This window comes from Microbacterium sp. 4NA327F11 (assembly GCF_005503465.1).
GTDB classification, from domain to species: domain Bacteria; phylum Actinomycetota; class Actinomycetes; order Actinomycetales; family Microbacteriaceae; genus Microbacterium; species Microbacterium ginsengisoli.
Map to the genome: position 1 here is coordinate 1 of NZ_SCOB01000002.1, position 25,544 is coordinate 25,544.

The window sequence follows — 25,544 nt, forward strand, 5'->3', positions numbered from 1 at the left end:
AACTCAACAGTCGCCCCCGGAAAGCTCTCGAATGGGACACCCCGGCCGAGCGCTTCGCTGCTTTACTGGACAGCAAATAACTCAGACCGTTGCGACGATCGCTGGAATCCAAGCGAGCGAAGGCAAGCTCTACTGCTGTGCGATCAAAGACGTGTTCTCCAACCGCATCGTCGGCTACTCGATCTCGGACCGGATGACAGCGAAGCTCGCCGTCGACGCCGTCCGCAACGCCGTCACCCGCCGCGGCGAGGTCGCCGGCTGCATCCTGCACGCCGACAGAGGCAGTCAGTTCCGCAGCCGCGCCATGGCCCGCGAGCTACGCCGACACGACATGGTCGGATCGATGGGCCGCGTCGGCGCCGCTGGAGACAACGCGGCCATGGAGTCGTTCTGGTCGCTGCTTCAAACGAACGTGCTCAACCAGCAACGCTGGGCCACCAGGCAGGAGCTGCGACTCGCGATCGTCGTCTGGATCGAGCGGAAGTACCACCGTCAACGAGCCCAGGACACCCTCGGCGGGTTGACGCCCATCGAATTCGAAGCCAAGCTAACCGAGCCGCTCACACTCGCGGCCTAAACCGAATCTGCCACCGATTCCTGCTTCACGCCCAAGAGCTGTTCATCACCGTCCAGCGTGTGCTCAATGCTCGCAGCAACGCCGGCGACCGAGACCGCGTCCACTTCCACTACCTCCGAGGGCTCCTGTACTGCGGAGAATGCGCCCGCAACGGACACGAGAGCCGACTTGTCTACAGCCAGAACAAGGGCAACGGCGGCACCTACCAGTACTACGTCTGCGCAGGCAAAGCGCGAGGTCACTGCAACTCCAGGACCGTCCGCGTCGACCTTCTCGACCAACGCATCGAGGAAGCAGTCGCCGCGGAACAGCTGCTCGCCGGCTCAGCCGACGACATCCGCGCACGTGTCGACGTCGCACTCGACGAGCTGCTCGCCGCCGACCGCGAAACCAAGAAGGCCCTACGCCAACAAGTCCTCAAGCTCGAAGCTCAGGAAGAACGACTTCTCGATCTGGCAAGCGAAGGAGCCCTCGCGAGCGAGCAACTCAAGAAGCGACTTCAGTCCGTCGCCCTTCAACGACAGGCGGTAAGCGAACGACTCGCTCTGACGTCACAGCGCATCACTGAGGCCGCTAAGCAGGTGCGCCGATACGTCGACCTGCTCGAGCGATCCGAAGACATCTACCGCCGAGCACCCGACGACGTCCGCCGCGAACTCCTCCAAGCCTTCTTCACGAAACTCCTCATCGAAGACCGCGGAGAGGGCACCACAGGCCAAGGCATTCGGACAGCCACCAACGAGATGATCCACGCCACCGAAGCGCTCCTCCAGCACCCGCGAACCGCCCAGCCAAACGAAAAGGTGCCCCGCAAAACTGCGGGGCACCCGTCGGGTTACTCGACTACTTCACACATCTCATTTGGTTTGAATAAGACGTTAGTGGTGGACCTGAGGGGACTCGAACCCCTGACCCCCTGCATGCCATGCAGGTGCGCTACCAGCTGCGCCACAGGCCCATTTCTGGGTGTCACCCCTCGCGGGGCAACTCGATGAGCTTACTACATCGACGGCAAGGACACCGAATCGAGGCGGCTCATTCAGCGGATGCCGCGGGCACCGCTACCGACAGCACCGGACAGTCCTTCCACAGACGTTCGAGGCCGTAGAACATGCGCTCCTCCTCGTGGAAGACGTGCACGACGATGTCTCCGAAGTCGAGCAGGATCCACCGGGATTCCTCGCGGCCCTCGCGCCGCAGGCGCTTGATGCCGGCTTCGAGCAGTCGCTCCTCCACCTCGTCGGCGATCGCCGCCACGTTGCGCTCATTGCGTCCCGTGACGAGCAGGAAGGCATCGACAAGCGGCAGCGGCTCCGACACGTCGAGCGCGACCAGATCTTCTCCGCCCTTGGAGTCGGCGGCGGCAGCGGCGACCTGCAGGGCGTCGATCGTCGACGCAGACGCCGTCACGAGAGGGCCCCGGTCGCGAAGGCGGCAACGAGGGCGACGACGAGCGCCAGCGCCAGCGCACCGGCCGTGATCGAGAGCACGAGCAGAAGACGGTTGCCCTTCTCGGGCGCCGGCGGACGGATGATCTCGCCAGAACCGTTCTTCACCGTGCTGATGGCCGCACTCGCGGAGATCGGTGTCGGCGACGACGCGGCCGGCAGCTCGCCGTCGATGAGCACAGCGTCGACCTCGTGGCCATCGGCCGCGCCTTCAACGTGCCCACGTGAGCCGAATCCCTCGGGCAGCTCAAACGTGCCGGTGATCAGCACCTCACCCGTGCCCGTGATGGGCGCGACGAGTGAGCCCGTCAGGAGAGGGTTCTGATTGACGATGAGGGCATTGGATGTCGACGTCGATCCACTCGACTCCCCGCCGGCGATCAGCAGATCATCGAAAGACGCCGACGGCACGGAAGCGGGCCGCAGCTTGTCGAAGAGCCCCTCGCCGAGCGACGGATTCACCGTCACCTGTGACGCCTCGCGCGGAGGTGCGATGGGCACCTCCTCGACGAGCACGGCCGAGAGGGACTCTTCAGCGACCTCGACGGGCGTCGCCGACGCATCGGCGGCGAACACCGGAGCGGGGGATGCATCGCTCGCCACGGCGGGTGATGCCGGCTCGGGTGAGACCACCGGAATCGACGCCGTGCGGATCCGCTCCTGCTCGCGGGCCTGCCGGCGGGTGAGCGGGGACACACCGAGGTCGACGGAAGCGGCGGGACCGGGCGCCGGGCGCAGGTCGACGGGCTCCGCCGGCCGCGCGAGAGGAACAGCAGCGACAGGGCCGGCAGCGGGTGTGGCGACATCCGGTGTCTCGACCGCCTCTGCGGTCGCCTCGTCGACCACCGGGGTCGAACCGGTGTTGCGCAGGTCGCGCAACTGACGACGCGTCAGCGGCGGCGTGCCGGACTGATCAGGGGAACTCATGCCTTGCTCCGATAGAGGTGATGTTTCGCAATGTACTGGACGACCCCGTCGGGAACGAGGTACCACACCGGTTGTCCGCGTTCTACGCGCGCCCGGCAGTCCGTGGAGGAGATCGCGAGGGCGGGAACCTCGAGCAGACTCACGCCACGGGGCGGCAGGCCGTCGGCGCTGAGCACGTGACCGGGGCGCGACACCGCGACGAAGTGGGCGAGATCCCACAGCCCATCATTGTCCTTCCAACTGAGAATCTGCGCTATGGCGTCAGCTCCCGTGATGAAGAAGAGGTCGGCACCCGGGTAGTGCGACTGGATGTCCCGCAGCGTGTCGACCGTGTAGGTGGGACCGTCGCGATCGATATCGACGCGGCTCACGCGGAACTGCGGGTTCGCGGCCGTCGCGATCACCGTCATCAGATAGCGGTGCTCGCTCTCGGTCACCCGGGACTTCTGCCAGGGCGTGCCGGTGGGAACGAACACGACCTCATCGAGATCGAAGGATGCCGCCACCTCCGACGCGGCGACCAGGTGTCCGTGATGGATCGGGTCGAACGTGCCGCCCATGACGCCGATGCGCGGCGTCCGTGCTGCAGCCGTCATGCAGGGCCTTAGTGGCCGTGACCCGCCTGCTCGAGCTCCTTGGCGTGCGACTTCGCATAGGCCTCCGCCTTGTGCGCGTGACGGTTCGCCGTGTGGCGGTACGAGAGCGTGACAAGCCCGAGGAGAGCGAACACCGAGATGGCGATGATCGGGAACACGATCGTCTCGAGCATCACGTTGCCGTGGCTCTCTTCGGCCGCGGACACGAGGATGGTCGCGAAGGTCATGGGTACTCCGTTCGGGTGGGGGCGCGCGCGCCCGCTCAGTCTATGCCGTCAGGCACGCACCTGCCCGGCGCCCCGGGCGAGCCACTTCGTGCTGGTGAGTTCGGGAAGGCCCATCGGTCCGCGGGCGTGCAGCTTCTGTGTGGAGATGCCCACCTCGGCGCCGAAGCCGAACTCGCCCCCGTCGGTGAACCGGGTCGAGGCATTCACCATCACGACGGCCGAGTCGACCTCCGCGAGGAACCGTTCGGCATTGGCCTCGTCGGCCGTGAGGATCGACTCCGTGTGGTGGGTCGAATAGGTGCGGATGTGCGCGAGCGCGTCGTCGAGGTCGTCGACGACCTTCATGGCCACATCCAGGGTCAGGTATTCCGTCGCCCAGTCCGCCTCGGTCGCGGGCACGACGCCGGGTGCCAGGGCGCCGACGGTCTCGTCGCCGTGGATCGTGACACCCGCCGCAGCGAGGGCGGCCGCGACATCCGGGATCAGACGCTCCGCCGCATCGCGGTGCACGAGGATCGTCTCGACCGAGTTGCAGACGCTCGGGCGCTGCGCCTTCGCGTTGACCGCGATATCTGCCGCCCAATCCGCGCGCGCCGTCTCGTCGAGGAAGATGTGCACGACACCTGCCCCCGTTTCGATGACCGGCACCGTGGACTCTGTCACGACTGTCTCGATGAGCTGCGCACTCCCCCGCGGGACCAGCACGTCGATCAGACCACGAGCGTGCATGAGCTCGCGGGCACCGTCGCGGCCTTCGTCGTCGAGATTCTGGATCGCCTCGGGGTCGACGCCCTCTGCGGCGAGAGCCTCCCGCATGACGCGCACCAGCTCTGCGTTGCTCGCCGCGGCCGCCGTGCCCCCTCGGAGTACCACGGCGTTGCCCGACCGCAGCGCGAGCGCCGCGATATCGACGGTCACATTGGGGCGGGCCTCATAGATCGAGCCGACCACGCCCAGCGGGACGGACACCTTGGTGAGCGTCACCCCACCCGCGATCACGCGCTCATCGAGCACGCGTCCCACCGGATCGGGGAGAGCCGCGGCATCGCGTACGGCACCGGCGAGGGCGCCCACGCGGGCCTCATCGAGGCGCAGACGGTCGAGCAGACCGGGCGCGAGCCCGTCCCGCTCGCCCCGCGCGAGATCGTCGGCGTTGGCCGCGACGATCGCCGCGGCATCCGCCTCGATCGCGTCCGCGATCGCACGCAGTAACGATGCCTTCTTGTCGTCACCGAGCAGGCCGATCTGACGCGATGCGTCGCGAGCCAGAACCATCCGCTCGCGAGCGGTGGTGCGCACCAGGGTCATCCCGCCAGTGTATCCGCGCCGGTGCTCACCGGTCCCGTGAGCGGATGCCGCGGCGCCTGGTCATCTGGCACGAACCATGTGCCGACGTGCTCACCCCCGAGCGCCTCGCCGATGAGATCTGCGCTGGTCACGAGTACGCCCACTCCCGCGGCCGCGGCGAGCGTGGCGGCCGAGACCTTGGTCGCCGCTCCCCCGGTGCCGACGCTGTTGACGACGACCGAGCCGAACTCGTAGCCGGCGAGATCGTCTCCGAACGCGACGGTGTCGATCGGCGTCGCCCCGGGTTCACCGGGCGGGCGGGTGTACAGGCACTCGATGTCGCTCAACAGCACGAGCGCGTCCGCGCCGACGAGCCGCGCGACGAGCGCTGCGAGCCGGTCGTTGTCGCCGAAGCGGATCTCGTGGGTCGCGACCGTGTCGTTCTCGTTCACGATCGGAAGGATGCGCAGGCGCAGCAGGCGCTCCATCGCACGCCGAGCGTTCGACCGATGGGTCGCGTTCTCCAAGTCACCGGCAGTGAGCAGCACCTGCCCTGCGACGATGGCGAACGGGCGAAGGGCCGCCTGGTAGCGATAGATCAGCACGTTCTGTCCGACGGCCGCCGCCGCCTGTTGGGTGGCAAGGTCTGTCGGTCGCTCGTCGAGACGCAGATACGGCATGCCGGTGGCGATGGCCCCCGAGGAGACCAGGACCACCTCGGTGCCCCGCCCGTACGCTTCCGCCAAGGCGGCGACGATCGGCTCGATCTTGTGGGCGTTCTCGCCGCTGATCGAGGAGGATCCGACCTTCACGACCACGCGAGTCGCGCCGCGAAGCTCGGCGCGTGAGGTGACGGTCACTCGTCGTCCTCGTCGAACTCGTACGCGGACTCCGCGCGCGCGGCCGCCTTCGCATCCATCAGCTCGTGATACTGCTCACGGCGCTCGCGCGTCGTGCGACGCGTGCGATCATCCAGGCGCGGGTCTGTGCCTCGCGGCGCGGTCATGAGCTCGGCCGCCGAGGTGAGAGCAGGCTGCCAGTCGAAGACGATGCCGTCCCCCGGACCGATGACGACGGTGGCTCCGGGCGTCGCACCGACGCGGAACAGCTCGTCCTCGACGCCGAGCTTGGCCAGCCGGTCGGCGAGGAAGCCGACGGCCTCGTCATTCTGGAAGTCGGTCTGCTGCACCCACCGCACCGGCTTCTCGCCGAGGATGCGATAGATGTCGCCGTAGGTGCCTCCCTCGACGCGCACGGTGAAATCGGCCACCGCACCCTGCGGGCGGATGATCACGCGGACCGGCGTGGGCGCGGATGCCGCGACCTTCCGCTGCTCGGCGACGATCTCCGCCATCGCGAACGTGAGCTCGCGCAGCCCCTCGCGGCTGACCGTGGAGATCTCGAACACCCGATAGCCGCGCTGCTGGAGGTCACCGCGGACGAACTCGGCGAGTTCCTCCGCCTCGGGCACGTCCACCTTGTTGAGCGCGATGAGCTGCGGTCGCTCCAGGAGCGGCACCTGCCCTTCGGGCACCGGATAGGCACCCAGCTCGGCGAGGATGACATCGAGATCGCTCAGCGGGTCACGCCCCGGCTCGAGCGTGGCGCAGTCGAGCACGTGCACGAGCGCCGCGCAGCGCTCCACGTGGCGAAGGAACTCGAGGCCGAGTCCACGGCCGTCGCTGGCGCCCTCGATGAGCCCCGGGACATCCGCGATCGTGTAGCGGATGTCTCCCGCCTGCACGACGCCCAGATTGGGGTGCAGAGTCGTGAACGGATAGTCGGCGATCTTCGGGCGAGCCGCCGACACCGCCGCGATCAGGCTCGACTTCCCTGCCGAGGGGAAGCCCACGAGTGCCACGTCGGCGACGGTCTTCAGCTCGAGCCGGACATCGCCCTCCCAGCCGGGCGTGCCGAGAAGCGCGAAGCCCGGCGCCTTGCGCTTCGGGTTCGCGAGCGCCGCATTGCCGAGACCGCCGCGGCCACCGGGAGCGACCACGAGCCGCATGCCGGGCTCGATCAGATCGGCGATGAGCTCGCCGTCCTCCGTGGTGACGACGGTGCCCACCGGAACCGGCAGCTCGACGTCGTCGCCCTCGGCGCCCGAACGGTTGTCACCCATCCCGAACCCGCCGTTGCCGGCGGACCGGTGCGGTGAGTGGTGGTAGGACAGCAGGGTCGTGGTCTGCGGGTCAGCGACGAGCACGATGTCACCGCCGTCGCCGCCGTTGCCTCCGTCGGGACCGGCGAGCGGCTTGAACTTCTCACGACGCACCGACACACAGCCGTTGCCGCCCTTGCCGGCGCGCAGATGGAGCGTCACGGTGTCCACGAACGTGACCATGGCGGCATCCTCTCGATATGGGCCGGAAATGAGGCGAGGGGCGAGCCGAAGCCCGCCCCTCGCCGAGTCTTATGCGTCGACCCGGATCACTCCGCGGAAGCGACGATGTTGACGACCTTGCGGCCGCCCTTGGTGCCGAACTCGACGGCACCGGCCGACAGCGCGAACAGCGTGTCGTCGCCGCCACGGCCGACGTTCACGCCGGGGTGGAAGTGCGTGCCGCGCTGGCGGACGATGATCTCGCCGGCGTTGACGACCTGGCCGCCGAAGCGCTTCACGCCGAGGCGCTGCGCGTTCGAGTCACGACCGTTGCGGGTGGAGCTTGCGCCCTTTTTGTGTGCCATCTGAACGTCTCCCCTGGCTGCTTACTTGATGCCGGTGACCTTGACGCGCGTGAGGTCCTGACGGTGGCCCTGGCGCTTCTTGTAGCCGGTCTTGTTCTTGAACTTCTGAATCACGATCTTCGGGCCGCGCTCGTTGCCGAGCACCTCGGCCGTGACCGACACCTTCGCGAGCTTGTCGGCGTCAGTGGTCACGGCGTCGCCGTCGACCAGGAGCACCGCGGCGAGCTCGACCTTCTCGCCGACCTGCGCCTGAAGGCGGTCGAGAACGACGATCGAGCCGACCTGGACCTTCTCCTGGCGGCCGCCGGCGCGCACAACTGCGTAAACCACTTCACACCTATTTCTTCAGGGAGCTGACTGCTCCGTGTTGTCCATCCGTATCGCCCGTGAAGGGCGGGAAAGTCACGGTGCCACCGGACATCGAGTCCGCGCGCCGCTCCCGGGGTGCAGCGCATGACGCACCAAAGGGATACTTTACCGGATGCCGCGCCCTCCGGCAAAGCGAGACGGGGCCGTGTCGCGGCATCCGCTCGTAGACTTCCGGAGTGATCCTGATCGACGACCCCCGCTGGCCCGCACACGGACGCCTCTGGTCGCATCTCGTCAGCGACCACAGCCTCGAGGAGCTGCATACGTTCGCCCGCGCGAACGAGCTTCCGGCCCGCGCCTTCGATCTCGACCACTACGACGTTCCGGCCGAGGCCCACGAGCGTCTCGTCGCCGCCGGCGCGACCGCCGTCGACGGGCACACGCTCGTGCGCCGGCTCATCGCGTCCGGTCTGCGCGTACGCGCGCGCGACCGCGCTTAGCCCTGCGGCTGCTCGCCGACGACCGGCGTCGTCGTGAGCGTCGCCGTCGTCACACGGCGGCGCGCGCGACCCTGACCGGGGGCCTTCGGCTCAGGCAGCGCGTTGAGCACCGAGTCGAGGAGGATGTCCGCTTCGCTCTTCGAGGATCCCCCGTCGGAGCGCTTGCGACGACGCTTGGGACGCTCGGGCTGCTCAGCGCTATCCGCCGACGGCAACTCGATCTCCAGCGGTGCACCCGAATCGGTCAGCACGGGCGCGATGGTCGAGGCCGCGATCTTCGCGAGTGCCGACTTCGCACCCTCGGTGATCACGTGGGTGCCCCCACCCGCCGGAGCCGGCTGCTGCGGAGCAGCCGCGGCGTTCACGCCGTTCTGCCCCTGGCCGCCGCGATTGCGCCGCGTGCCGCCGTTCGTGGCGGGCGCCGCCGTGCGGTGCTTCACAACCGGGTCGTGGTGCACGATGACGCCGCGCCCGGCGCAGATCTCGCACGCCTCGCTGAAGGTCTCGAGCAGGCCGAGCCCCAGCTTCTTGCGGGTCATCTGCACGAGCCCGAGGGACGTGACCTCGGCGACCTGGTGCTTCGTCCGGTCGCGCGAGAGGCACTCGATGAGGCGCCGCAGCACGAGATCGCGGTTCGACTCGAGCACCATGTCGATGAAGTCGACGACGATGATGCCGCCGATGTCGCGCAGTCGCAGCTGACGCACGATCTCCTCGGCCGCCTCGAGATTGTTCTTCGTGACGGTCTCCTCGAGGTTCCCGCCCGAGCCGACGAACTTGCCCGTGTTGACGTCGACGACCGTCATGGCCTCGGTCCGGTCGATGACGAGCGAACCGCCCGAGGGAAGCCACACCTTTCGCTCGAGCGCCTTCTCGATCTGCTCGGTCACGCGGAACGTGTCGAACGGGTCGCGCTCGCCCTCGTAGCGCTCGACGCGCTCGAGAAGGTCGGGCGCCACCGCACGCAGGTAGCTCTCGATGGTCTGCTGGGCCTCGTCGCCCTGGATGAGCATCTTCGTGAAGTCCTCATTGAAGACGTCACGCACGATCTTGACGAGGAGGTCGGGCTCGGAGTGCAGCAGCGCCGGCGCCTGACCCGCCTGCGTCTGGGCGCTGATGTGCTCCCACTGCGAGGTCAGACGCTGCACATCGCGGGTGAGCTGCTCCTCGGTGGCGCCCTCGGCCGCGGTGCGCACGATCACACCCGACGACTCCGGCAACACCTCCTTGAGGATCTTCTTCAGACGGGCGCGCTCGGTGTCGGGGAGCTTGCGCGAGATGCCGTTCATCGCTCCACCCGGCACGTACACCAGGTAGCGACCAGGGAGTGAGATCTGGCTCGTGAGCCGGGCGCCCTTGTGGCCGACCGGGTCCTTCGTGACCTGCACGAGCACACGGTCGCCGCTCTTGAGGGCGAGCTCGATGCGACGCGGCTGGTTGCCGGTCTCGACACCATCCCAGTCGACCTCACCGGAGTAGAGCACAGCATTGCGGCCCCGGCCGATGTCGACGAACGCGGCCTCCATGCTCGGAAGCACGTTCTGCACGCGACCGAGGTAGACGTTGCCGATGAGCGAGGCGTCCTGGTTGCGGGCGACATAGTGCTCGACGAGCACGTCGTCCTCAAGGACGGCGATCTGGATGCGCCCGTTCTTCGACCGCACCACCATCACGCGGTCGACGGCCTCACGGCGCGCGAGGAACTCGGCCTCGGTGACGACCGGACGGCGACGGCCGGCCTCACGACCGTCGCGCCGACGCTGCTTCTTCGCCTCGAGACGTGTGGAGCCCTTGATGCGCTGCGGCTCGGTGATCAGCTCGACGGCGCGAGCCGGGCGGGTGTACTCACGCTCCTCGGTGGCCTCGCCACCCGTGCCGCGGCGACGATTGCGGCGACGGCTGGTGCTGGTGCCCGGCTGGACGGCGTCCGCCGGGGCGGGCGACTCGTCGATGTCGTCGAGCAGCGGCAGCAGTGCGACGGGCGGCGCGTAGAAGTGGAGAGCTGTCGAGACGGTCGACACGAAGGTCTCGGGCAGCAAGCCGAGCCCGACCGCGGTGAGCGGACCCTCCGGCTCCGCGACAGGCTCCGCCTCGGCCTCCGCCTCAGGCTCGGCGATCGGCTCAGGCTCGGCGACCGGCTCAGGCTCGGCGTCCGGCTCAGCTGCCTCGGTCTCCGTGGTCGCGACATCGGCGGTGGCATCGGCAGAGCCCGGCTCCGGGGCGCCGTCATCGCTCACAGCCCCGGTCACCGCCGAGTCCACGACCTGATCGGAAGCAAGAACGTCAGCCGCAGGCTGCACGGTGAAAGGGTCGGCGATCGCGGGGGTCGTGGCATCCGTCACGGCGTCGGCAACGTCAGCGGGGTTCGAGGGGATGTCGGCATCATCGGCCATCACAGGCTTGTCTCCCAGCCCGGCGACACCGCGCGTCGCCCGGCGATCTCATCTCTGGCGGCGGCGCACCCGGCGCTGCCGCAAACTCACTCGGTGTGCAGGAGGCTCGAGGCTCGTCCTGCGAGGGCGGTCATCGCCCGAAGTCTGCATCGATGTCGCGAGCGGCGCGGCCGCCGCGGCATCCGGTTCATTATCTCATCTTCCGTGTCGTCCGCGCGATGGGTGGATGCCGCGGCGCGTCGGCCCTCCCATTCTCACGGTCCCTGCGCCGGCGCGGCCATGCTGCGCACCGCGAGAATCCGGGCATGCCCGACCATGCATCCGCACCGCGCACACCCGCTTTGGGAATCTGGCTGATCGTCGCCGGCGTGGTCGGCTGGACGGCCGCCTTCGAACTCACGCTCGAGCGGCTGCACCTGCTCGCGAACCCGGCAGCCGCGGCATCCTGCGACTTCAGCGTCCTCGTCCAGTGCAAGGCCAACCTCGAATCGTGGCAGGGCAGTGCATTCGGCTTCCCCAACCCGATCCTCGGCCTCGCGGGCTGGGTGGCTCCGGTGATCATGGGCGTGGCAGTGCTCGCCCGGGTGCGCTTCCCCGGCTGGTTCTGGGGGCTGTTCTGGTTCGGCACCGCGAGCGCGTTCGGGCTCGTCACCTGGTTCATCAGCCAGAGCATCTTCCAGCTGCACACCCTGTGCCCGTGGTGCATGCTGACCTGGTCGATGGCGATCCCGACGTTCTACGCCGTGACCGTCCACGTGCTGCGCATCGGCGCAGTTCCCGTCACGGAGGGCACCCGGTCGCGCGCGGGACGCCTGATGGCGTGGGTGCCGCTCGCCACGATCCTCAGCTACGCGGTCGTGATCCTCCTCGCCCAGCTGCGATTGGACGCGATTCCCAACGTGCTCAGCACCTTCTTCGGCTGAGCTATCCACAGGCACCCCCGCGCCGCCGCCTCCGCTCGCTAGCGTGAGGGCGACGCGAGGAGGCAGCGATGTCGTACGAGACGGACAGCATGACCGCGCTGGATGCGGCTCGAGCCCGCATCGATGCCCAGATCGCGGCGGCCCGTCAGGCAGCGAATGCCGCGGCTCGCATCGAAGCCGACCTTCGCGCGCTGCGCGCCACTGCGACCTCACCCGGACGCGAGGTGTCCGTGACCGCCGGCGCGACGGGGGCGATCGATCGCATCGAGGTGCAGGACACCGCGCTCGACGTCGACGCCCGCTCGCTCTCCCGCCTCCTCACCGAGACCGCCGCGCAGGCACAGGGTCTCGCGGCCGCGCGGGCCGTCGAACGGCTCGCCGCTGTGGCGGACGTCGACTCCCTCACCGTGACGCGCACCGGTCCGGTACACGGTGACGGACCCGGTTCGGGCGCCTGATGATCATGCTCGACCGCCTCGTCGTCACCCCAGCCCGGCTCGCCGCCGCGGCGGCCCGCATCACGAGCGCGGGTCGCGCAATCGACGACGCCCTCACCCAACTCGAGAGCGACGCGACGGCGTTGCGAGGCTCCTGGTCGGGCGAAGCCCAGCAGGCGTTCGATGCGGCCCAACGACAATTGCGCGCCGGGCTGGCAGACCGCACCGACGCACTCGCTCGCATCGACGCCGCCCTCACCGCCCTCGCCGAGTCGTATTCCGCCACGGACCTGCAGGGTGCGCGATCTCTCGGCGCGACCTCGTGACCGCGGCGAATCAGCGCATCGTCCTCGACGGCGACGTGCTGCAGGCTCAGGAGACACTTCTGCGCGACGCGTCCGCCGAGCTGGGCCGGGCGGCGACGCGCACCGCGACGCCGCTCGGGCCGAGCGCGTTCGGTGCGCTCGCACAGGGGCTCCTCGTGCCCGCGACCACAGCGCTCGCGTCCCATACGCGTGACCTCCTGATCGTGGCGCACACCCTCAGCGACCGCATGGCCGACGGGGCGTCGCACGCGGGCACAGCCTTCGCCCGCGTCGAAGACGACGCGACCACGACCTTCACCGGGACGGAACCATGAGCGCGTCGTCGCTCGCCGCAGAGATGCGTGGCGGCGCCTGGGCCGGCGGCCTCCCGCGCGGCGCTCTGGGCGCAACAGCGTGCGCGGAGATCCCCGGCATCGCGGGCGTCGTGATCACCTACGTGCAACCGCTTCGGGACTGGGTCGACCAGCTGCTCGGTGACAGCGCCCAGGTCGGGGGTGTCGCCGCGCAGTGGGAGGACGCGGCTGCGTCGCTGACCGAACTCGCGCCGCGACTGCGCGGCGGCCGCACCGCCCTCACCGATCTCGACGGCCGCACCGTGCGCGCGTTGCGAGAACGACACGACGACCTCCTGGCGGTGACGAGGGATGCCGCGGAGTGGGCCGCGGCGACCGCGGCATCCCTCCGTCTCGCCTCCCGAATCGTGGATGCGACCCGAACCTACGTCTGCGAGGTGCTGACCCGCCTCGCGCGCTTCGCCGAGCAGCTGTTCTCGTTCTCCCTCAACCCGCTCGAGATCGCCCACCGCGTGACGGATTTCGCGCGCGCCGCCGCAGATCTTGTCGCCGCGACCGGACGGCTCGTGACCGAGCTCCTCGAGGCTCTCCACGCGCTCTCCGCGCTCATCCAGCGCCTCATTCCGATCATCGCCGAGGCTGCGGCGGCACTGAAAGAGGTCGTCGCCCGCATGCTGCCCGCCGTCGGACTCGCCACCGGCGGACTCGTCGGGATGCTATTCGGCGGAGCCGCGCAGAACTTCCTCCAGAAGTCTGCCGACGTCGAAGAGCTCGACCCCGACACGCTCGACCCGACGCGCCGACAAGCATGGGAGGACGCGCAGCGCGTCACCCGGCTCGACACCTTCGCCGACCTCGTCGCGGTGAATGGCACGACGGATCTGATGGGGGGCGCCGATACGACGGTGATCGACGTGAAGCGGGTCGTCGGGACCGACGGTTCGGAGCACTGGGTGGTCTCGCTTCCCTCCACGCAGGACTGGCAGTTCAGCGGCGACAAGGGGGCTATGAACGATCGCGACTCGAATATCGCGCTCATGCTCGACAACCCCCTGCTGAGATCCGCGTATGAGCGAGCCGCGCTCGAGGCGATGAGGGACGCCGGCATCCGGCCCGGCGATCAGGTGGTGCTGACAGGCTTCAGCCAGGGAGGCATCCTGGCGGCGAACCTCGCGGCCGATCCGACGTTCCCGTACCGCACGATCGGGGTCGTCACCAACGGATCGCCTGTTGACGGGTTCGCGGTTCCCGCCGATATCCCGGTCTACTCCTTCCAGCACGAGAGCGACCTGGTGCCGCGCCTCGACGGCAACGGCACCGGGCCCGTGCCTCCGAACGTGCACCGCATCACGCTGCCCGACACCGGGAACCCCCTGGCCGCGCACGACAACCAGTACTACCGGGACTCGATCGCCGCGTGGGAGCGGCTGTACGCCGCCCAGCACGGCGCTCCCCCGCCCGGACTCGACGCGCTCACCGGCGCGGTCGTCGACCACTCGATGTTCACGGCAGCAGAATGAGGATCATGTCCCCCCGACACGCGCTCCCCCGCACGATCGCGCTCGTCGCCACCGCCGTCGCACTCGTGACCGGCCTCGCCGGGTGCGTCGGCGCCCCGACGGCGGACGTGTCGTTCGAGCAGAAGATCCCCGCCGCGCTCGAAGGTGCCGGCCTCGGTCTCTCGGATGCGTGGGCGAGCCGCAGCACCGACGGGTTCACGGTGGTCCTCAACGTCGGCGCCGTGTCGACGGCCGCCGATGTCTCTGATGCGGAGCTTCGCCGCATCCTGCAGCTCATCGAGGCGAACAATACGCTGGGTGGTGACCGCCTCGATCTCACCGTACGCAGCTCGAGCGGCGACCGCATCGACCTCGAGCCGGCCGCTGTCACGCTCGGAGCGGACCCCAGCGCCTACCGCGGATCCGTGCCCACAGCGCTGTCGCTGTCGTGGGACGAGGTCACGCGGATGCTGCACTGACATCCGCTCCGCAACGTCGATGCCCGCCTCCTGACGGAGGCGGGCATCGACACATCGCGCGCCGGACGACTCAGCCGAACCAGATCTCCAACTCGCGGGCCGCCGACTCCGGGCTGTCGCTGCCGTGTACCAGGTTCTGCTGCACCTTCACACCCCAGTCGCGACCGAAGTCGCCGCGGATCGTCCCCGGAGCGGCCGTCGTGGGGTCGGTGGTTCCCGCGAGGGACCGGAACCCCTCGATCACACGGTTGCCGGCGAGGCGGATCGCGACCGACGGACCGGACATCATGAACTCGACAAGAGGCTCGTAGAACGGCTTGCCTTCGTGCTCGGCGTAATGCTGCTCGAGCCGGCCCCGTTCGGGCTCCACGAGTCGCAGATCGACGAGCGAGTACCCCTTCGCCTCGATCCGGGCGAGGATGGCTCCGGTCAGGCCGCGGGCGACACCGTCGGGCTTGACGAGGACGAGGGTTTCTTCGGTGGCCATAGTTCTCAGTCTCCGTTCTCGGCGCCCTCGACGAGCCGCGCGTTACGGCGATCGAGCTGGGCCCCCTTGATCGTCGCATATCCCCACATGGCGCCGAAAATGACCCCGACGATGAACAGGCCGAAAGCGAGGAAGCCACTCAGGAACACGAGCACCTGCAGCGCCCATCCGAGCCAGATTCCCCATCGGAAGCGCAACACGAGGGTCGTGAGCACCATGACGACGGCCACGACGACGCCCCCGACGATGCCCCACCAGGGGTCGACGCCGTCGGGGAGACCCTTGAGTCCGTAGACGGCGAGACCGCCGAGGAACACGACGATCGACTCGAATCCGAGGATGACCGCGCCCAGCGACTCCTCGGCACCGCGCCGACGGCGCTCGCGCGGGCTCACTGCTCCCACCCGGCCATCCAGTCCTCATCGCGCGCGAGCGCGATCGCCTCCCCCGCGAGCACGACGGAGCCCGCGATGACGACGGCGCGCCTCTCGCCCGCCGCGGCCCACGAACGGGCAGCCTCCGCCGCGTCGGCGAGGTCCGGATGCACCGACACCGGGAGGCCCGCGGCCTCGACCACATCGGCGACGGCGTCGGCGTCACGCGCACGATCGGAGTCGGGTGCGGTCGCGAAAACACGGGTCGCGACATCGACGAGCTCTCCGACGATGCCGGAAGCGTCCTTGTCGCCGAGCACGCCGAGCACGAGTGCCCATTCGTCGAAGTCGAAGGATGCCGCGAGCCCCGCCGCGAGTGCGTGCGCACCGTGCGGGTTGTGGGCGGCATCGACGACGACGGTCGGGTGCGTGCCGATCAGCTGAAGGCGGCCCGGCGAGGTCGCCTGCGCGAGCCCCTCGGCGACGACGTCACCGGTCAACGGCTGCGTGCCGCCGCCGACGAGCGATTCGACGGCCGCAATCGCCAGTGCGGCGTTCGCGGCCTGGTGGGCGCCGTAGAGCGGCAGGTACTCGTCGGCATAGGTGCCGGCGAGCCCGCGCACTGTGACGACCTGACCGCCGACTGCGAGGTTCGCCGACGTGACCGCGAACGCCTCGTCGGCGAAGGAGATCGTCGCGCCCTGACGCTCGGCGGCGGCGCGGAGCACGGCGGCGACGCCGGGGGTCTGCGCCGCCGACACGACGGCCGCGCCGGGCTTGATGATGCCGGCCTTGACCTCCGCGATCGCCTCGACGGTGCTGCCGAGCCGATCGGCGTGGTCGAGACCGACCGGCGCGATCACCGCCACGTCGCCGTCGGCGGTGTTGGTCGAGTCCCACGACCCGCCCATCCCGACCTCGATCACGGCGACGTCGACGGGCGCATCCGCGAAAGCCACGAACGCGAGCACGGTGAGCAGCTCGAAGAACGTCAGCCGTGCATCGCCCGCGGCCTGCAGCTCGGCGTCGACGAGGTCGACGAACGGGGCGATCTCCTCCCACGCGTCGGCCACCTGCACGTCGGCGATCGGCTCACCGTCGATCATGATGCGCTCGGTGAACCGCTCGAGATGGGGGCTGGTGAACAGGCCGGTGCGCAGACCGAGCGAACGCAGCAGGCTCTCTGCGATACGGCTCGTCGACGTCTTACCGTTCGTGCCGGTCACATGCACCACGCGGTACGTACGCTGCGGGTCATCGAGGTACTCGAGCACGCGGCGTGTGCGCTCGATGCGCGGCTGTACCCACTGCTCTCCCTGCCGCTGCAGCAGTGCTGCGTAGACCGCATCCGCGCGCGCTGTGTCGCGGGCGGTCACTCGGTCACCCCCGCGCGTGCGACCTCGACGCGGAAGGCGCCCGCGTTCGCGAAGGCGCCCGCCTCGAACGAGCCGGTGTGCTCGCCGTGGCCGGCGGCGTCGAACGTCGAACCGACGAGCACGTGTCCGTTCACGGTCGCGCTGACAGCGAGCGTCTCGTCGGCCACGCCCGCGAGAGCGAAGGCGGCCGCGACGGCGGCGGCGTCCGTGTCGTCGTCGAAGCGCAGCGAGAGCGAGATGCGGTCGCTGACGTCGAAGCCGGCGGCTTTGCGCATGTCCTGCACGGCACGTATCACGTCGCGCGCGAGACCTTCGGCCTCGAGCGCGGGTGTCGTGGCGGTGTCGAGCAACACGAATCCGCCGCTCGCGAGCACCGCGAGCGCCTCACCCTCCGGACGACCCGACGTCTCGACGGCGAGCTCGTACTCGCCCTCGACGAGCGAGAGTCCGCCCGCCGTGACGACGCCGTCGGCCACCGACCAGTCGCCCGCCTTGGCGGCCTGGATCGCCTGCTGCACCTGTTTGCCGAGTCGAGGCCCGGCCGCGCGGGCGTTCACCGTCAGGCGGTGAGAGATGCCGAAGGCGGCGGGGGTGTCGGCGGCGAGCTCGACGAGCTCGATTGCCTTCACGTTGAGCTCGTCCTGCAGGATCGTCTCGAACTGGGCGAGGGCCGCGGCATCCGTCACCACCACGGTCAGGCGTGGGAGCGGCAGGCGCACGCGCTTGCCCTCGCGTTTGCGCAGGGCGTTGGCGACGCTCGAGACCTCGCGCACGGTGTCCATCGCGGTGCGGATGTCGGCCGCCGCGGGGAACGCGGACGCGTCGGGCCAGTCGGTCAGGTGCACGCTGCGTCCGCCGGTGAGGCCCTGCCACACCCGCTCGGCGACGAGCGGCAGCAGGGGCGCCGCCACGCGCGTGAGCGTCTCAAGCACGGTGTAGAGCGTGTCGAACGCCTCCGTGCTGGTTGGATCGGAGACGTCGCCCCCGGTCCAGAACCGGTCGCGCGAGCGTCGGATATACCAGTTCGTCAGCGCCTCAGCGAACTCGCGCAGGCGCGAGGCCGCGGTGGTCGAGTCCAGACCCTCGAGATCGGATGCCACGTCCCGCACCAGGTCGCCGGTCAGGGCGAGGATGTACCGGTCGAGCACGTTCGTCGAGTCGGTGCGCCATGTCGCCGTGTAGGCCTGGCCCCCGGGCCCGCCGGCGGCGTTCGCGTAGGTCGCGAAGAAGTACCACGCGTTCCACAGCGGCAGCAGGAACTCGCGCACACCCGCGCGAATGCCCTCCTCCGTCACGACGAGGTTGCCGCCGCGCAGCACCGAGCTCGACATGAGGAACCAGCGCATCGCGTCGGAGCCGTCGCGGTCGAACACCTCGGAGACGTCCGGATAGTTGCGCAGCGACTTCGACATCTTCAGGCCGTCGTTGCCGAGCACGATGCCGTGGCACGACACGCCCGTGAACGCGGGGCGCCCGAACAGCGCGGTGGAGAGCACGTGCATGACGTAGAACCAGCCGCGCGTCTGCCCGATGTACTCGACGATGAAGTCGGCGGGAGCGTGCGCGTCGAACCACTCGCGGTTCTCGAACGGGTAGTGCACCTGCGCGTAGGGCATCGAGCCGGAGTCGAACCAGACGTCGAACACGTCCTCGATGCGACGCATCGTGCTGCGGCCGGTCGGGTCGTCGGGGTTCGGACGGGTGAGCTCGTCGATGTACGGCCGGTGCAGGTCGACCTGGCCCTCCGCGTCACGCGGGAGCGTGCCGAAGTCACGCTCCAGGTCCGCGAGCGACCCGTAGACGTCGACGCGCGGATAGGCGGGGTCGTCGCTCTTCCACACCGGGATCGGCGAACCCCAGTACCGGTTGCGGCTGACGGACCAGTCGCGCGCGCCCTCGAGCCACTTGCCGAACTGGCCGTGCTTCACGTTGCCCGGCACCCACGTGATCTGCTCGTTGCCGGCGATCAGGTCGTCCTTGATGTCGGTGACGCGGATGAACCAGCTCGACACGGCCTTGTAGATGAGAGGGTTGCGGCACCGCCAGCAGTGCGGGTAAGAGTGCTCGTAGCTCGCCTCGCGCAGCAGGCGACCCTCCTGCTTCAGCAGGCGGATGAGCGGACGGTTCGCGTCCATCCAGAGTTCGCCCGCGACATCCGTCACCTGCGGCAGGAAGCGGCCGCCGTCGTCGAGGCTCACGATCGTCGGGATGCCGGCGGCATCCCCGATGCGCTTGTCGTCCTCGCCGTACGCGGGAGCCTGGTGCACCACGCCCGTGCCGTCGCTCGTCGACACGTAGTCGTCCGCGAGGATGCGCCACGCGTTCTCGGTGCCGAACGCCTCGTCGGCGTAGTAGTCGAACAGGCGGTCGTAGTGCACGTCGGCGAGCTGGTGGCCGAGCACGGTGCGCTCGACGGCCTCGCGCGCGGCATCCGCGTTCTCGTAACCCAGGTCCTTCGCATAGCCGCCCAGAAGGTCGGCGGCGAGCAGATAGCGGTGCGCCGTCGCGGAGGACGCGTCGTCGGCGGTCGGGATGTCGGCGGCGCCCGCCGGCCCGCCGGGCACCACGACGTAGGTGATGTCCGGGCCGACGGCGAGGGCGAGGTTCGTGGGGAGGGTCCAGGGGGTGGTCGTCCACGCGAGCACGCGCACACCGGTGAGCCCGAGCGCCTCGGCCTTGGTGCCGACGAGCGGGAACGTGACGGTCACCGAGGGGTCCTGGCGCATCTTGTAGACGTCGTCGTCCATGCGAAGTTCGTGTGCCGACAGCGGCGTCTCGTCCCGCCAGCAGTACGGCAGCACGCGGTAGCCCTCGTACGCGAGACCCTTCTCGTAGAGGGTCGCGAAGGCCCACAGCACCGACTCCATGAAGGTCGCGTCGAGCGTCTTGTAGCCGTTCTCGAAGTCGACCCAGCGCGCCTGTCGGGTGACGTAGTCCTCCCACTCGTGCGTGTACTCGAGCACCGAGGCGCGGGCCTTCGCGTTGAAGGTCGCGATGCCCATGCGCTCGATCTCGTCCTTCTCGGTGATGCCGAGCTGCTTCATCGCCTCGAGCTCGGCGGGAAGGCCGTGCGTGTCCCAGCCGAACACGCGATCGACCTTCTTGCCGCGCATCGTCTGGAAGCGCGGGAAGAGGTCCTTCGCGTAGCCGGTCAGCAGGTGTCCGTAGTGGGGCAGGCCGTTCGCGAACGGGGGTCCGTCGTAGAACACCCACTCCTCGGCGCCCTCGCGCTGGGCGATCGACGCGCGGAAGGTGTCGTCGTGCGCCCAGAAGTCGAGCACCTCGCGCTCGATCTCGGGAAAGCGGGGGCTCGGGGCGACGTCGGCGGCGGGTCCGAAAGCGGACGGGCGGGGGTAGGTCATCGTCTCTCTCACAGGATTCGTGTGCTCCTGCCGGGACGACCCTGAGGCCGCGGTACCACCCCGCATTGACGGATGCTGCGGCATCCGTCCTCTTTCACTGCGGCTGTGACGGGCCTGCCCCGCGCGGGTCTAGTGGGCCGAAGCCGTTCTTCCGCGAGCTCCCCGGTGATGGCCGGATCGGTGCTGGTCGCACAAGTCTACCGGCGCTGTCCGCGACTGTCGCGCCCCGCGCGCGATACTGACCGCATGGATGCCGCGTCCCTCCCCGTGCCCGTCGACCCGGCCTCGGCGCCGGCGGCCACCGCGCCCGACGGCTCGGCGGTGCGTGTGCTCGCACGCGTGCCCGGGGTCAGCACCGCGCAGTTCACCCTCGAGGCCACCGCGGTGACGATCGCCCATCAGCATCGCACGGTGTCAGAGGTGTGGTTCGTGCAGGCGGGATCCGGACGTCTCTGGCGTTCGGTCGACGGGCACAGCGATGTCGTGGCGCTCGTGCCGGGCGTCTCCGTGGCGATCCCCGTCGGCACCGCGTTCCAGTTCGCGAGCGACGGCGACGGCCTCGTCATCCTCGGCGCGACCGCGCCCGCCTGGCCGGGCGACGACGAGGCCGTGCGCGTCGCCGGCCCGTGGGAGCCCACGCTCGGCTGAGCGCGTGCGCGGTGCCGCGGCATCCGCGCCTCGGTAGACTCATCGGGTCGTCCACACTCAGGCACGCTCACACAGTGCCGCATATATCGCTCGAGGAGTCCCCCATGGCCGAAGTTCCCGACAAGCCCGCACTCGAGGGCCTCGAAGCGAAGTGGGATGCCGCGTGGGAGACCGCGGGCACCTACCTGTTCGACCGTGACGCGGCCAAGACGAAGGGACGCGCGGGCGTCTACTCCGTCGACACTCCCCCGCCGACCGCCTCGGGCAGCCTGCACATCGGACACGTCTTCAGCTACACCCACACCGACCTCAAGGTGCGGTTCGAGCGGATGCGCGGCAAGACTGTGTTCTATCCGATCGGATGGGACGACAACGGCCTGCCGACCGAGCGCCGCGTGCAGAACTACTACGGCGTGCGCTGCGATCCGACGCTGCCCTATGACCCCGACTTCACGCCCCCGTTCGAGGGCGGCGACAACAAGTCGAGCAAGGCGGCCGACCAGATCCCGATCAGCCGACGCAACTTCATCGAGCTGTGCGAGCGGCTGACCGTCGAGGACGAGAAGACCTTCGAGTCGCTGTTCCGGCAGCTCGGTCTCAGCGTGGACTGGCGTCAGACCTACCGCACGATCTCCGACGAGACGATCCGCACGAACCAGCTCGCGTTCCTGCAGAACTACACCCGCGGCGAGGCCTACCAGGACCTCGCCCCGACGCTCTGGGACGTCGACTTCCGCTCGGCGATCGCGCAGGCCGAGCTCGAGGACCGCGAGCAGCCCGGCGCCTACCATCGCCTCGCCTTCCATCGCACCGACGGCGGCGGCGACATCCACATCGAGACGACCCGCCCCGAGCTTCTCGCCGCCTGCGTCGCGCTCGTCGCCCACCCCGATGACGACCGCTACCAGCCGTTCTTCGGCACCACCGTGACCACGCCCGTGTTCGGGGTCGAGGTTCCGGTGCTCGCGCACCCGCTCGCGCAGATCGACAAGGGCTCGGGCATCGCGATGGTCTGCACCTTCGGCGACGTGACCGACATCATCTGGTGGCGCGAGCTCAGCCTTCCGAACCGCACGATCATCGGCAAGGACGGCCGCATCGTCGCCGACGCCCCCGAGGCGCTGTCGACGGATGCCGCGCAGGCCGCTTTCGCGGAGCTCGCCGGCAAGACCGTGTTCAGCGCGAAGAAGCGCATCGTCGAGCTGCTGCAGGAATCGGGTGAGATCATCGGCGACCCGAAGCCGATCACCCACCCGGTGAAGTTCTTCGAGAAGGGCGACCGGCCCCTCGAGATCGTCTCGACCCGGCAGTGGTACCTGCGCAACGGCGCGAAGAACGTCGACCTGCGCGACGCGCTCATCGAGCGGGGACGCGGCATGACGTGGCATCCCGATTTCATGCGGGTGCGCTACGAGAACTGGGTCGGTGGTCTCACCGGCGACTGGCTCGTCTCGCGCCAGCGGTTCTTCGGGGTGCCGATTCCGGTCTGGTACGGCCTCGACGAGAACGGCGACCGCGACTACAGCCGCGTGATCACCCCCGACCTCGGTCAGCTGCCCGTCGATCCGACCATCGACGTGCCCGCCGGCTTCGACCCCTCGCAGCGCGGCGTGCCGGGCGGCTTCGACGGCGAGCAGGACATCTTCGACACCTGGGCGACGTCATCGCTCACCCCGCAGCTCGCCGGCGGCTGGGAGCGCGACGAGGAGCTCTGGGGCCTCGTCGCCCCGTTCGATCTGCGCCCGCAGGGTCAGGACATCATCCGCACCTGGCTCTTCTCGACGATGCTGCGGAGCGTCTTGCAGGACGGCCGGGCGCCTTGGTCGGATGCCGCGATCTCCGGCTTCATCGTCGACCCCGACCGCAAGAAGATGTCGAAGTCGAAGGGCAACGTCGTCACGCCCGCGGACATCCTCGACGCCCACGGCTCCGACGCCGTGCGCTACTGGGCCGCCTCGAGCCGCCTCGGCACCGATGCCGCGTTCGACCCGCAGAACCCGACGCAGGTGAAGATCGGCCGTCGCCTCGCGATCAAGCTGCTCAACGCGGCGAAGTTCGTGCTGACCTTCCCGGTGCCGGAGGGCGCCGCGGTGACGCACGACCTCGACCGCAGCATGCTCGCGACCCTCGACACGGTCGTCGCCGAGGCGACGCGCGCGTTCGAGGGCTACGACCACGCCCGGGCGCTCGAGCTGACCGAGTCGTTCTTCTGGACGTTCTGCGACGACTACCTCGAGCTCGTCAAGGAGCGCGCCTACGACCAGACCGACGTGGGTCAGGCGTCCGCCGCGCTCGCGCTGCGCCTCGCGCTGTCGACGCTCGTGCGACTGCTCGCGCCGGTGCTGTCGTTCGCGGCCGAGGAGACCTGGTCGTGGTTCGAGGAGGGGTCGGTGCATCACGCCGCGTGGCCCGCCCCGCTGGGGCTCGACGGCGACCCGCGCGTGCTCACGACCGTCGGTGACGCGCTCATCGGCGTGCGCCGCGCGAAGACCGAGGCCAAGGCCTCGCAGAAGACGCCGGTCACGCGTCTCGTGATCGCGGCGACCCCCGCACAGATCGCACTCCTGCGATCCGCCGAGGGGGACCTCCGCGCCGTCGGCCGCATCGCCGAGATCGACTACGTCGAGGGCGACGCGCTGACAGTCGAGTCGATCGAGCTCGAGACGGCGGACGCCTGATGCAGCTCGGCACGCGGTGGACGGCGGGCGACACGCCCCCGTCGGCCGTGCCCGCCGTGCTGCACGACGCGATCGCCTCGGTGGAGAGAGCGCTGCCCGCCGACCCCCTCGGTCAGCCGCGCGCTCGATGGACACTCACCTGGCTCGAGCGTCGGCCGATCGCCGAACTCGACACGGGAGTGATCGTGACGGTGGATGCCGCGGGCTCACCCGTGGTGCGTCACGACGCCGACGACGAGTTCGCCTGATCCGCCGCCGCGTAGGCGCGCGGTGTTCCCCGCACGAGCAGCCGTGAGGCGCTGAGGGCGACGACGAGCGTGAGGGCGCCCGCGATCGTGAACGGCAGCCGGAGTTCGGATCGCGCCACGAGCCCGCCGAGCAGCGTCGCCACCGGGAAGATGCCCCACGTGACGGTGCGGATGATGCCGAGCGCCCGGCCGAACAGGTGCGCGGGGATGAGGTGCTGCCGCAGCGCTCCCCACGGCACGTTCCACACCGACACCGCGAACGCCATGACCGCGTAGGACGCGATCGCGGTGACGACGTCGGGAGCCAGACCCACCGCGACGAGGGACACCGCGACGACGACATTCGCGAAAAGCAGCACCGGGCCGCGGCCGAGGAGACGCACCAGAGGCGCCGCGACGAACGACCCCACGAGAGCGCCGAGCCCGATCCCCGCCGTGACGAAGCCGATCGCGGCGGGCGTGACGTGCTGCACCTCGAGGAAGTAGAGGATCGTGGGCGCCTGGGCGAAGCTCAGGAGCGCTCCCACCGAGGACGTGAACAGCACCACCGCACGCAGGTAGCGGTGTTGCCAGAGGTAGCGCAGCGCGGGGCGGGCGCCGTGAACGGGCACGGATGCCGCGGCATCCGTCTGCTCGTCGGTCTGCCGCGAGACGGCCAGCGACGGCAGCAGCAGGGCCAGGGCGATCGGAACCAGATAGCCGATCGCGCCCACCCAGAGCGGCAGGGCGATGGACAGGCCGAACAGCAGACCTCCGATGGGCGTGGCGATGAAGTTGTCGATCGTCACCTGGGATGCCTGCAGCCAGCCGTTGGCGCTGTCGAACCGCTCGCGAGGGACGATCGCAGGAACGGCGGCGTTGACGGCGTTCTCGAACAGGGTCTCGCCGATGCCGAACGCAAGGGTGCCGATCAGCAGCGTCCACACCGAGATCGCGCCGGATGCCACGAGGGCCCCGAGCCACACCGCGGCACCGAGCCGCAGCGTATTGGCGACGGCCATGATGCGCCGCCGATCGAAGCGGTCGACGATGACGCCGGCAGGAATGCCGAACACGAGCCACGGCACGAACGCGAGAGCGCCGAGGATCGCGATGACGAACGGGTCGGTCGTCAGGGTGGTGGCGATGAGCGGCACCGCGGTGCGACCGACGCCGTCGGCGATGTTGCTGAAGGCGGTGGCTGTCCAGAGCGTGCGGAACGGGCGGCCGAGCGGCGGTGCCGCCGGCCTGATCGCTGTGGTGGTCATGACCGCGGCAGCAGTCCGAGCTGACGCGCTGCGGTGCCGGTGCTGCGCTGTGCGACGTAGGCGTCGAGACGCGCCGCCCGCTCATCGGCGCACGCGCGGCGGCGGTGGATGTCGTCGGCGGCTCGTTCGAGCAGGCGGGCGAGCACCCGCAGCAGCCGCTCATCGGCGGAGCGGGTGGTGGTGCGGGCTTCGGGGGGAGCCGTCAGGAGGGTCAT

Annotated in this window: 28 protein-coding genes, 1 tRNA gene and 1 pseudogene; 12 read left to right on the forward strand and 18 right to left on the reverse strand. The window is 69.5% G+C overall.

The annotated features are described in order from the left end of the window. Both FFS51_RS01535 and FFS51_RS15000 read left to right on the forward strand, forming a co-directional pair. Positions 1-577, forward strand: a 577-nt coding sequence (locus tag FFS51_RS01535; protein WP_212742765.1) for a DDE-type integrase/transposase/recombinase, incomplete at its 5' end; no start/stop codon positions are given. Between the two features lie 59 nt (positions 578-636). After that, positions 637-816, forward strand: a pseudogene (locus FFS51_RS15000) (hypothetical protein); the annotation flags it as partial. A 312-nt stretch (positions 817-1,128) separates the two neighbouring features. Here the strand turns inward: FFS51_RS15000 and FFS51_RS01545 are convergent. The 11 genes from FFS51_RS01545 to rplU form a co-directional block, all read right to left on the reverse strand. Beyond that, positions 1,129-1,353 carry a hypothetical protein gene (locus FFS51_RS01545; protein ID WP_137877293.1) on the reverse strand — a complete coding sequence of 75 codons (225 nt, stop codon included), beginning with the start codon at positions 1,351-1,353 and terminating at the stop codon, positions 1,129-1,131. 106 nt (positions 1,354-1,459) lie between these two features. Then, positions 1,460-1,535 (reverse strand) — tRNA-Ala (locus tag FFS51_RS01550). Positions 1,536-1,612: 77 nt separating this feature from the next. After that, positions 1,613-1,987 (reverse strand): ribosome silencing factor, encoded by a 375-nt coding sequence (gene rsfS / locus FFS51_RS01555; RefSeq protein ID WP_045248352.1) that lies wholly within the window; start codon positions 1,985-1,987, stop codon positions 1,613-1,615. Next, a complete protein-coding gene (locus FFS51_RS01560; protein WP_137877294.1) occupies positions 1,984-2,952 on the reverse strand; it encodes a hypothetical protein in 969 nt (322 codons plus the stop codon). The genes rsfS and FFS51_RS01560 overlap by 4 nt, the downstream gene beginning before the upstream one ends. Then, on the reverse strand, positions 2,949-3,548 hold the full coding sequence (gene nadD / locus FFS51_RS01565; protein WP_045248354.1) for a nicotinate-nucleotide adenylyltransferase: 600 nt from the start codon (positions 3,546-3,548) through the stop codon (positions 2,949-2,951). Before nadD ends, FFS51_RS01560 begins: the two co-directional genes overlap by 4 nt. An 8-nt stretch (positions 3,549-3,556) precedes the next feature. Further along, positions 3,557-3,775, reverse strand: coding sequence for a hypothetical protein (locus FFS51_RS01570; RefSeq protein WP_045248355.1), 219 nt, complete (start codon positions 3,773-3,775; stop codon positions 3,557-3,559). A 48-nt stretch (positions 3,776-3,823) separates the two neighbouring features. Further along, positions 3,824-5,083: a glutamate-5-semialdehyde dehydrogenase gene (locus FFS51_RS01575; protein ID WP_137877295.1), complete on the reverse strand. Its 1,260-nt coding sequence runs from the start codon at positions 5,081-5,083 to the stop codon at positions 3,824-3,826. Beyond that, the gene (proB, locus tag FFS51_RS01580) at positions 5,080-5,922 is read right to left on the reverse strand and encodes a glutamate 5-kinase (protein ID WP_045248357.1); all 843 of its coding nucleotides are present in this window, start codon (positions 5,920-5,922) and stop codon (positions 5,080-5,082) included. Before proB ends, FFS51_RS01575 begins: the two co-directional genes overlap by 4 nt. Further along, on the reverse strand, positions 5,919-7,406 hold the full coding sequence (obgE, locus tag FFS51_RS01585) for a GTPase ObgE (protein WP_137877296.1): 1,488 nt from the start codon (positions 7,404-7,406) through the stop codon (positions 5,919-5,921). Before obgE ends, proB begins: the two co-directional genes overlap by 4 nt. Before the next feature lie 86 nt (positions 7,407-7,492). Beyond that, positions 7,493-7,750 carry a 50S ribosomal protein L27 gene (gene rpmA / locus FFS51_RS01590; protein WP_045248359.1) on the reverse strand — a complete coding sequence of 86 codons (258 nt, stop codon included), beginning with the start codon at positions 7,748-7,750 and terminating at the stop codon, positions 7,493-7,495. Positions 7,751-7,771: 21 nt separating this feature from the next. Continuing rightward, a complete protein-coding gene (rplU, locus tag FFS51_RS01595; protein ID WP_045248360.1) occupies positions 7,772-8,080 on the reverse strand; it encodes a 50S ribosomal protein L21 in 309 nt (102 codons plus the stop codon). A 215-nt stretch (positions 8,081-8,295) separates the two neighbouring features. Between rplU and FFS51_RS01600 the strand changes: the two genes are divergently transcribed. Next, on the forward strand, positions 8,296-8,559 hold the full coding sequence (locus FFS51_RS01600; RefSeq protein WP_056208708.1) for a DUF4031 domain-containing protein: 264 nt from the start codon (positions 8,296-8,298) through the stop codon (positions 8,557-8,559). On the opposite strand, the gene FFS51_RS01605 is transcribed toward FFS51_RS01600, so the two are convergent. Next, complete coding sequence (locus FFS51_RS01605; RefSeq protein ID WP_249352620.1) at positions 8,556-10,952, reverse strand: Rne/Rng family ribonuclease; 2,397 nt, start codon at positions 10,950-10,952, stop codon at positions 8,556-8,558. The two genes, FFS51_RS01600 and FFS51_RS01605, sit on opposite strands and share 4 nt — an antisense overlap. A gap of 305 nt (positions 10,953-11,257) precedes the next feature. Between FFS51_RS01605 and FFS51_RS01610 the strand changes: the two genes are divergently transcribed. From FFS51_RS01610 to FFS51_RS01635, 6 genes are all read left to right on the forward strand, one after another. Further along, positions 11,258-11,875 carry a vitamin K epoxide reductase family protein gene (locus tag FFS51_RS01610; protein ID WP_137877297.1) on the forward strand — a complete coding sequence of 206 codons (618 nt, stop codon included), beginning with the start codon at positions 11,258-11,260 and terminating at the stop codon, positions 11,873-11,875. Between the two features lie 68 nt (positions 11,876-11,943). Further along, positions 11,944-12,333 carry a YbaB/EbfC family nucleoid-associated protein gene (locus FFS51_RS01615; RefSeq protein WP_137877298.1) on the forward strand — a complete coding sequence of 130 codons (390 nt, stop codon included), beginning with the start codon at positions 11,944-11,946 and terminating at the stop codon, positions 12,331-12,333. 5 nt (positions 12,334-12,338) lie between these two features. Further along, positions 12,339-12,638: a WXG100 family type VII secretion target gene (locus FFS51_RS01620; protein WP_171006070.1), complete on the forward strand. Its 300-nt coding sequence runs from the start codon at positions 12,339-12,341 to the stop codon at positions 12,636-12,638. Next, positions 12,635-12,952 carry a hypothetical protein gene (locus FFS51_RS01625; RefSeq protein ID WP_137877300.1) on the forward strand — a complete coding sequence of 106 codons (318 nt, stop codon included), beginning with the start codon at positions 12,635-12,637 and terminating at the stop codon, positions 12,950-12,952. Before FFS51_RS01620 ends, FFS51_RS01625 begins: the two co-directional genes overlap by 4 nt. After that, positions 12,949-14,451 carry a lipase family protein gene (locus FFS51_RS01630; RefSeq protein WP_137877301.1) on the forward strand — a complete coding sequence of 501 codons (1,503 nt, stop codon included), beginning with the start codon at positions 12,949-12,951 and terminating at the stop codon, positions 14,449-14,451. The genes FFS51_RS01625 and FFS51_RS01630 overlap by 4 nt, the downstream gene beginning before the upstream one ends. Positions 14,452-14,456: 5 nt before the next feature. Further along, positions 14,457-14,909 (forward strand): hypothetical protein, encoded by a 453-nt coding sequence (locus FFS51_RS01635; protein WP_045248366.1) that lies wholly within the window; start codon positions 14,457-14,459, stop codon positions 14,907-14,909. Positions 14,910-14,979: 70 nt separating this feature from the next. On the opposite strand, the gene ndk is transcribed toward FFS51_RS01635, so the two are convergent. Genes ndk through ileS form a run of 4 tightly spaced genes read right to left on the reverse strand, consistent with a single transcriptional unit; the run spans position 14,980 to position 20,508 of the window. Next, positions 14,980-15,396: a nucleoside-diphosphate kinase gene (ndk, locus tag FFS51_RS01640; RefSeq protein ID WP_045248367.1), complete on the reverse strand. Its 417-nt coding sequence runs from the start codon at positions 15,394-15,396 to the stop codon at positions 14,980-14,982. 5 nt (positions 15,397-15,401) lie between these two features. Next, a complete protein-coding gene (locus FFS51_RS01645; protein ID WP_137877302.1) occupies positions 15,402-15,800 on the reverse strand; it encodes a DUF4233 domain-containing protein in 399 nt (132 codons plus the stop codon). Beyond that, a complete protein-coding gene (locus tag FFS51_RS01650) occupies positions 15,788-17,146 on the reverse strand; it encodes a bifunctional folylpolyglutamate synthase/dihydrofolate synthase (RefSeq protein ID WP_137877303.1) in 1,359 nt (452 codons plus the stop codon). Before FFS51_RS01650 ends, FFS51_RS01645 begins: the two co-directional genes overlap by 13 nt. Next, positions 17,143-20,508, reverse strand: a complete 3,366-nt coding sequence (gene ileS / locus FFS51_RS01655; protein ID WP_137877304.1) for an isoleucine--tRNA ligase — start codon at positions 20,506-20,508, stop codon at positions 17,143-17,145. The genes FFS51_RS01650 and ileS overlap by 4 nt, the downstream gene beginning before the upstream one ends. A 246-nt stretch (positions 20,509-20,754) precedes the next feature. On the opposite strand from ileS, the gene FFS51_RS01660 reads away from it, so the two are divergent. From FFS51_RS01660 to FFS51_RS01670, 3 genes are all read left to right on the forward strand, one after another. Beyond that, positions 20,755-21,156: a cupin domain-containing protein gene (locus FFS51_RS01660; protein WP_137877305.1), complete on the forward strand. Its 402-nt coding sequence runs from the start codon at positions 20,755-20,757 to the stop codon at positions 21,154-21,156. Positions 21,157-21,260: 104 nt separating this feature from the next. Beyond that, positions 21,261-23,834, forward strand: a complete 2,574-nt coding sequence (gene valS / locus FFS51_RS01665) for a valine--tRNA ligase (protein WP_137877306.1) — start codon at positions 21,261-21,263, stop codon at positions 23,832-23,834. Next, positions 23,834-24,082 carry a hypothetical protein gene (locus tag FFS51_RS01670; RefSeq protein WP_137877307.1) on the forward strand — a complete coding sequence of 83 codons (249 nt, stop codon included), beginning with the start codon at positions 23,834-23,836 and terminating at the stop codon, positions 24,080-24,082. The genes valS and FFS51_RS01670 overlap by 1 nt, the downstream gene beginning before the upstream one ends. Here the strand turns inward: FFS51_RS01670 and FFS51_RS01675 are convergent. Together FFS51_RS01675 and FFS51_RS01680 are read right to left on the reverse strand one after the other, a co-directional pair. Further along, a complete protein-coding gene (locus FFS51_RS01675; RefSeq protein WP_137877308.1) occupies positions 24,055-25,329 on the reverse strand; it encodes an MFS transporter in 1,275 nt (424 codons plus the stop codon). The two genes, FFS51_RS01670 and FFS51_RS01675, sit on opposite strands and share 28 nt — an antisense overlap. Beyond that, positions 25,326-25,544, reverse strand: coding sequence for a hypothetical protein (locus tag FFS51_RS01680; RefSeq protein WP_045248374.1), 219 nt, complete (start codon positions 25,542-25,544; stop codon positions 25,326-25,328). The genes FFS51_RS01675 and FFS51_RS01680 overlap by 4 nt, the downstream gene beginning before the upstream one ends.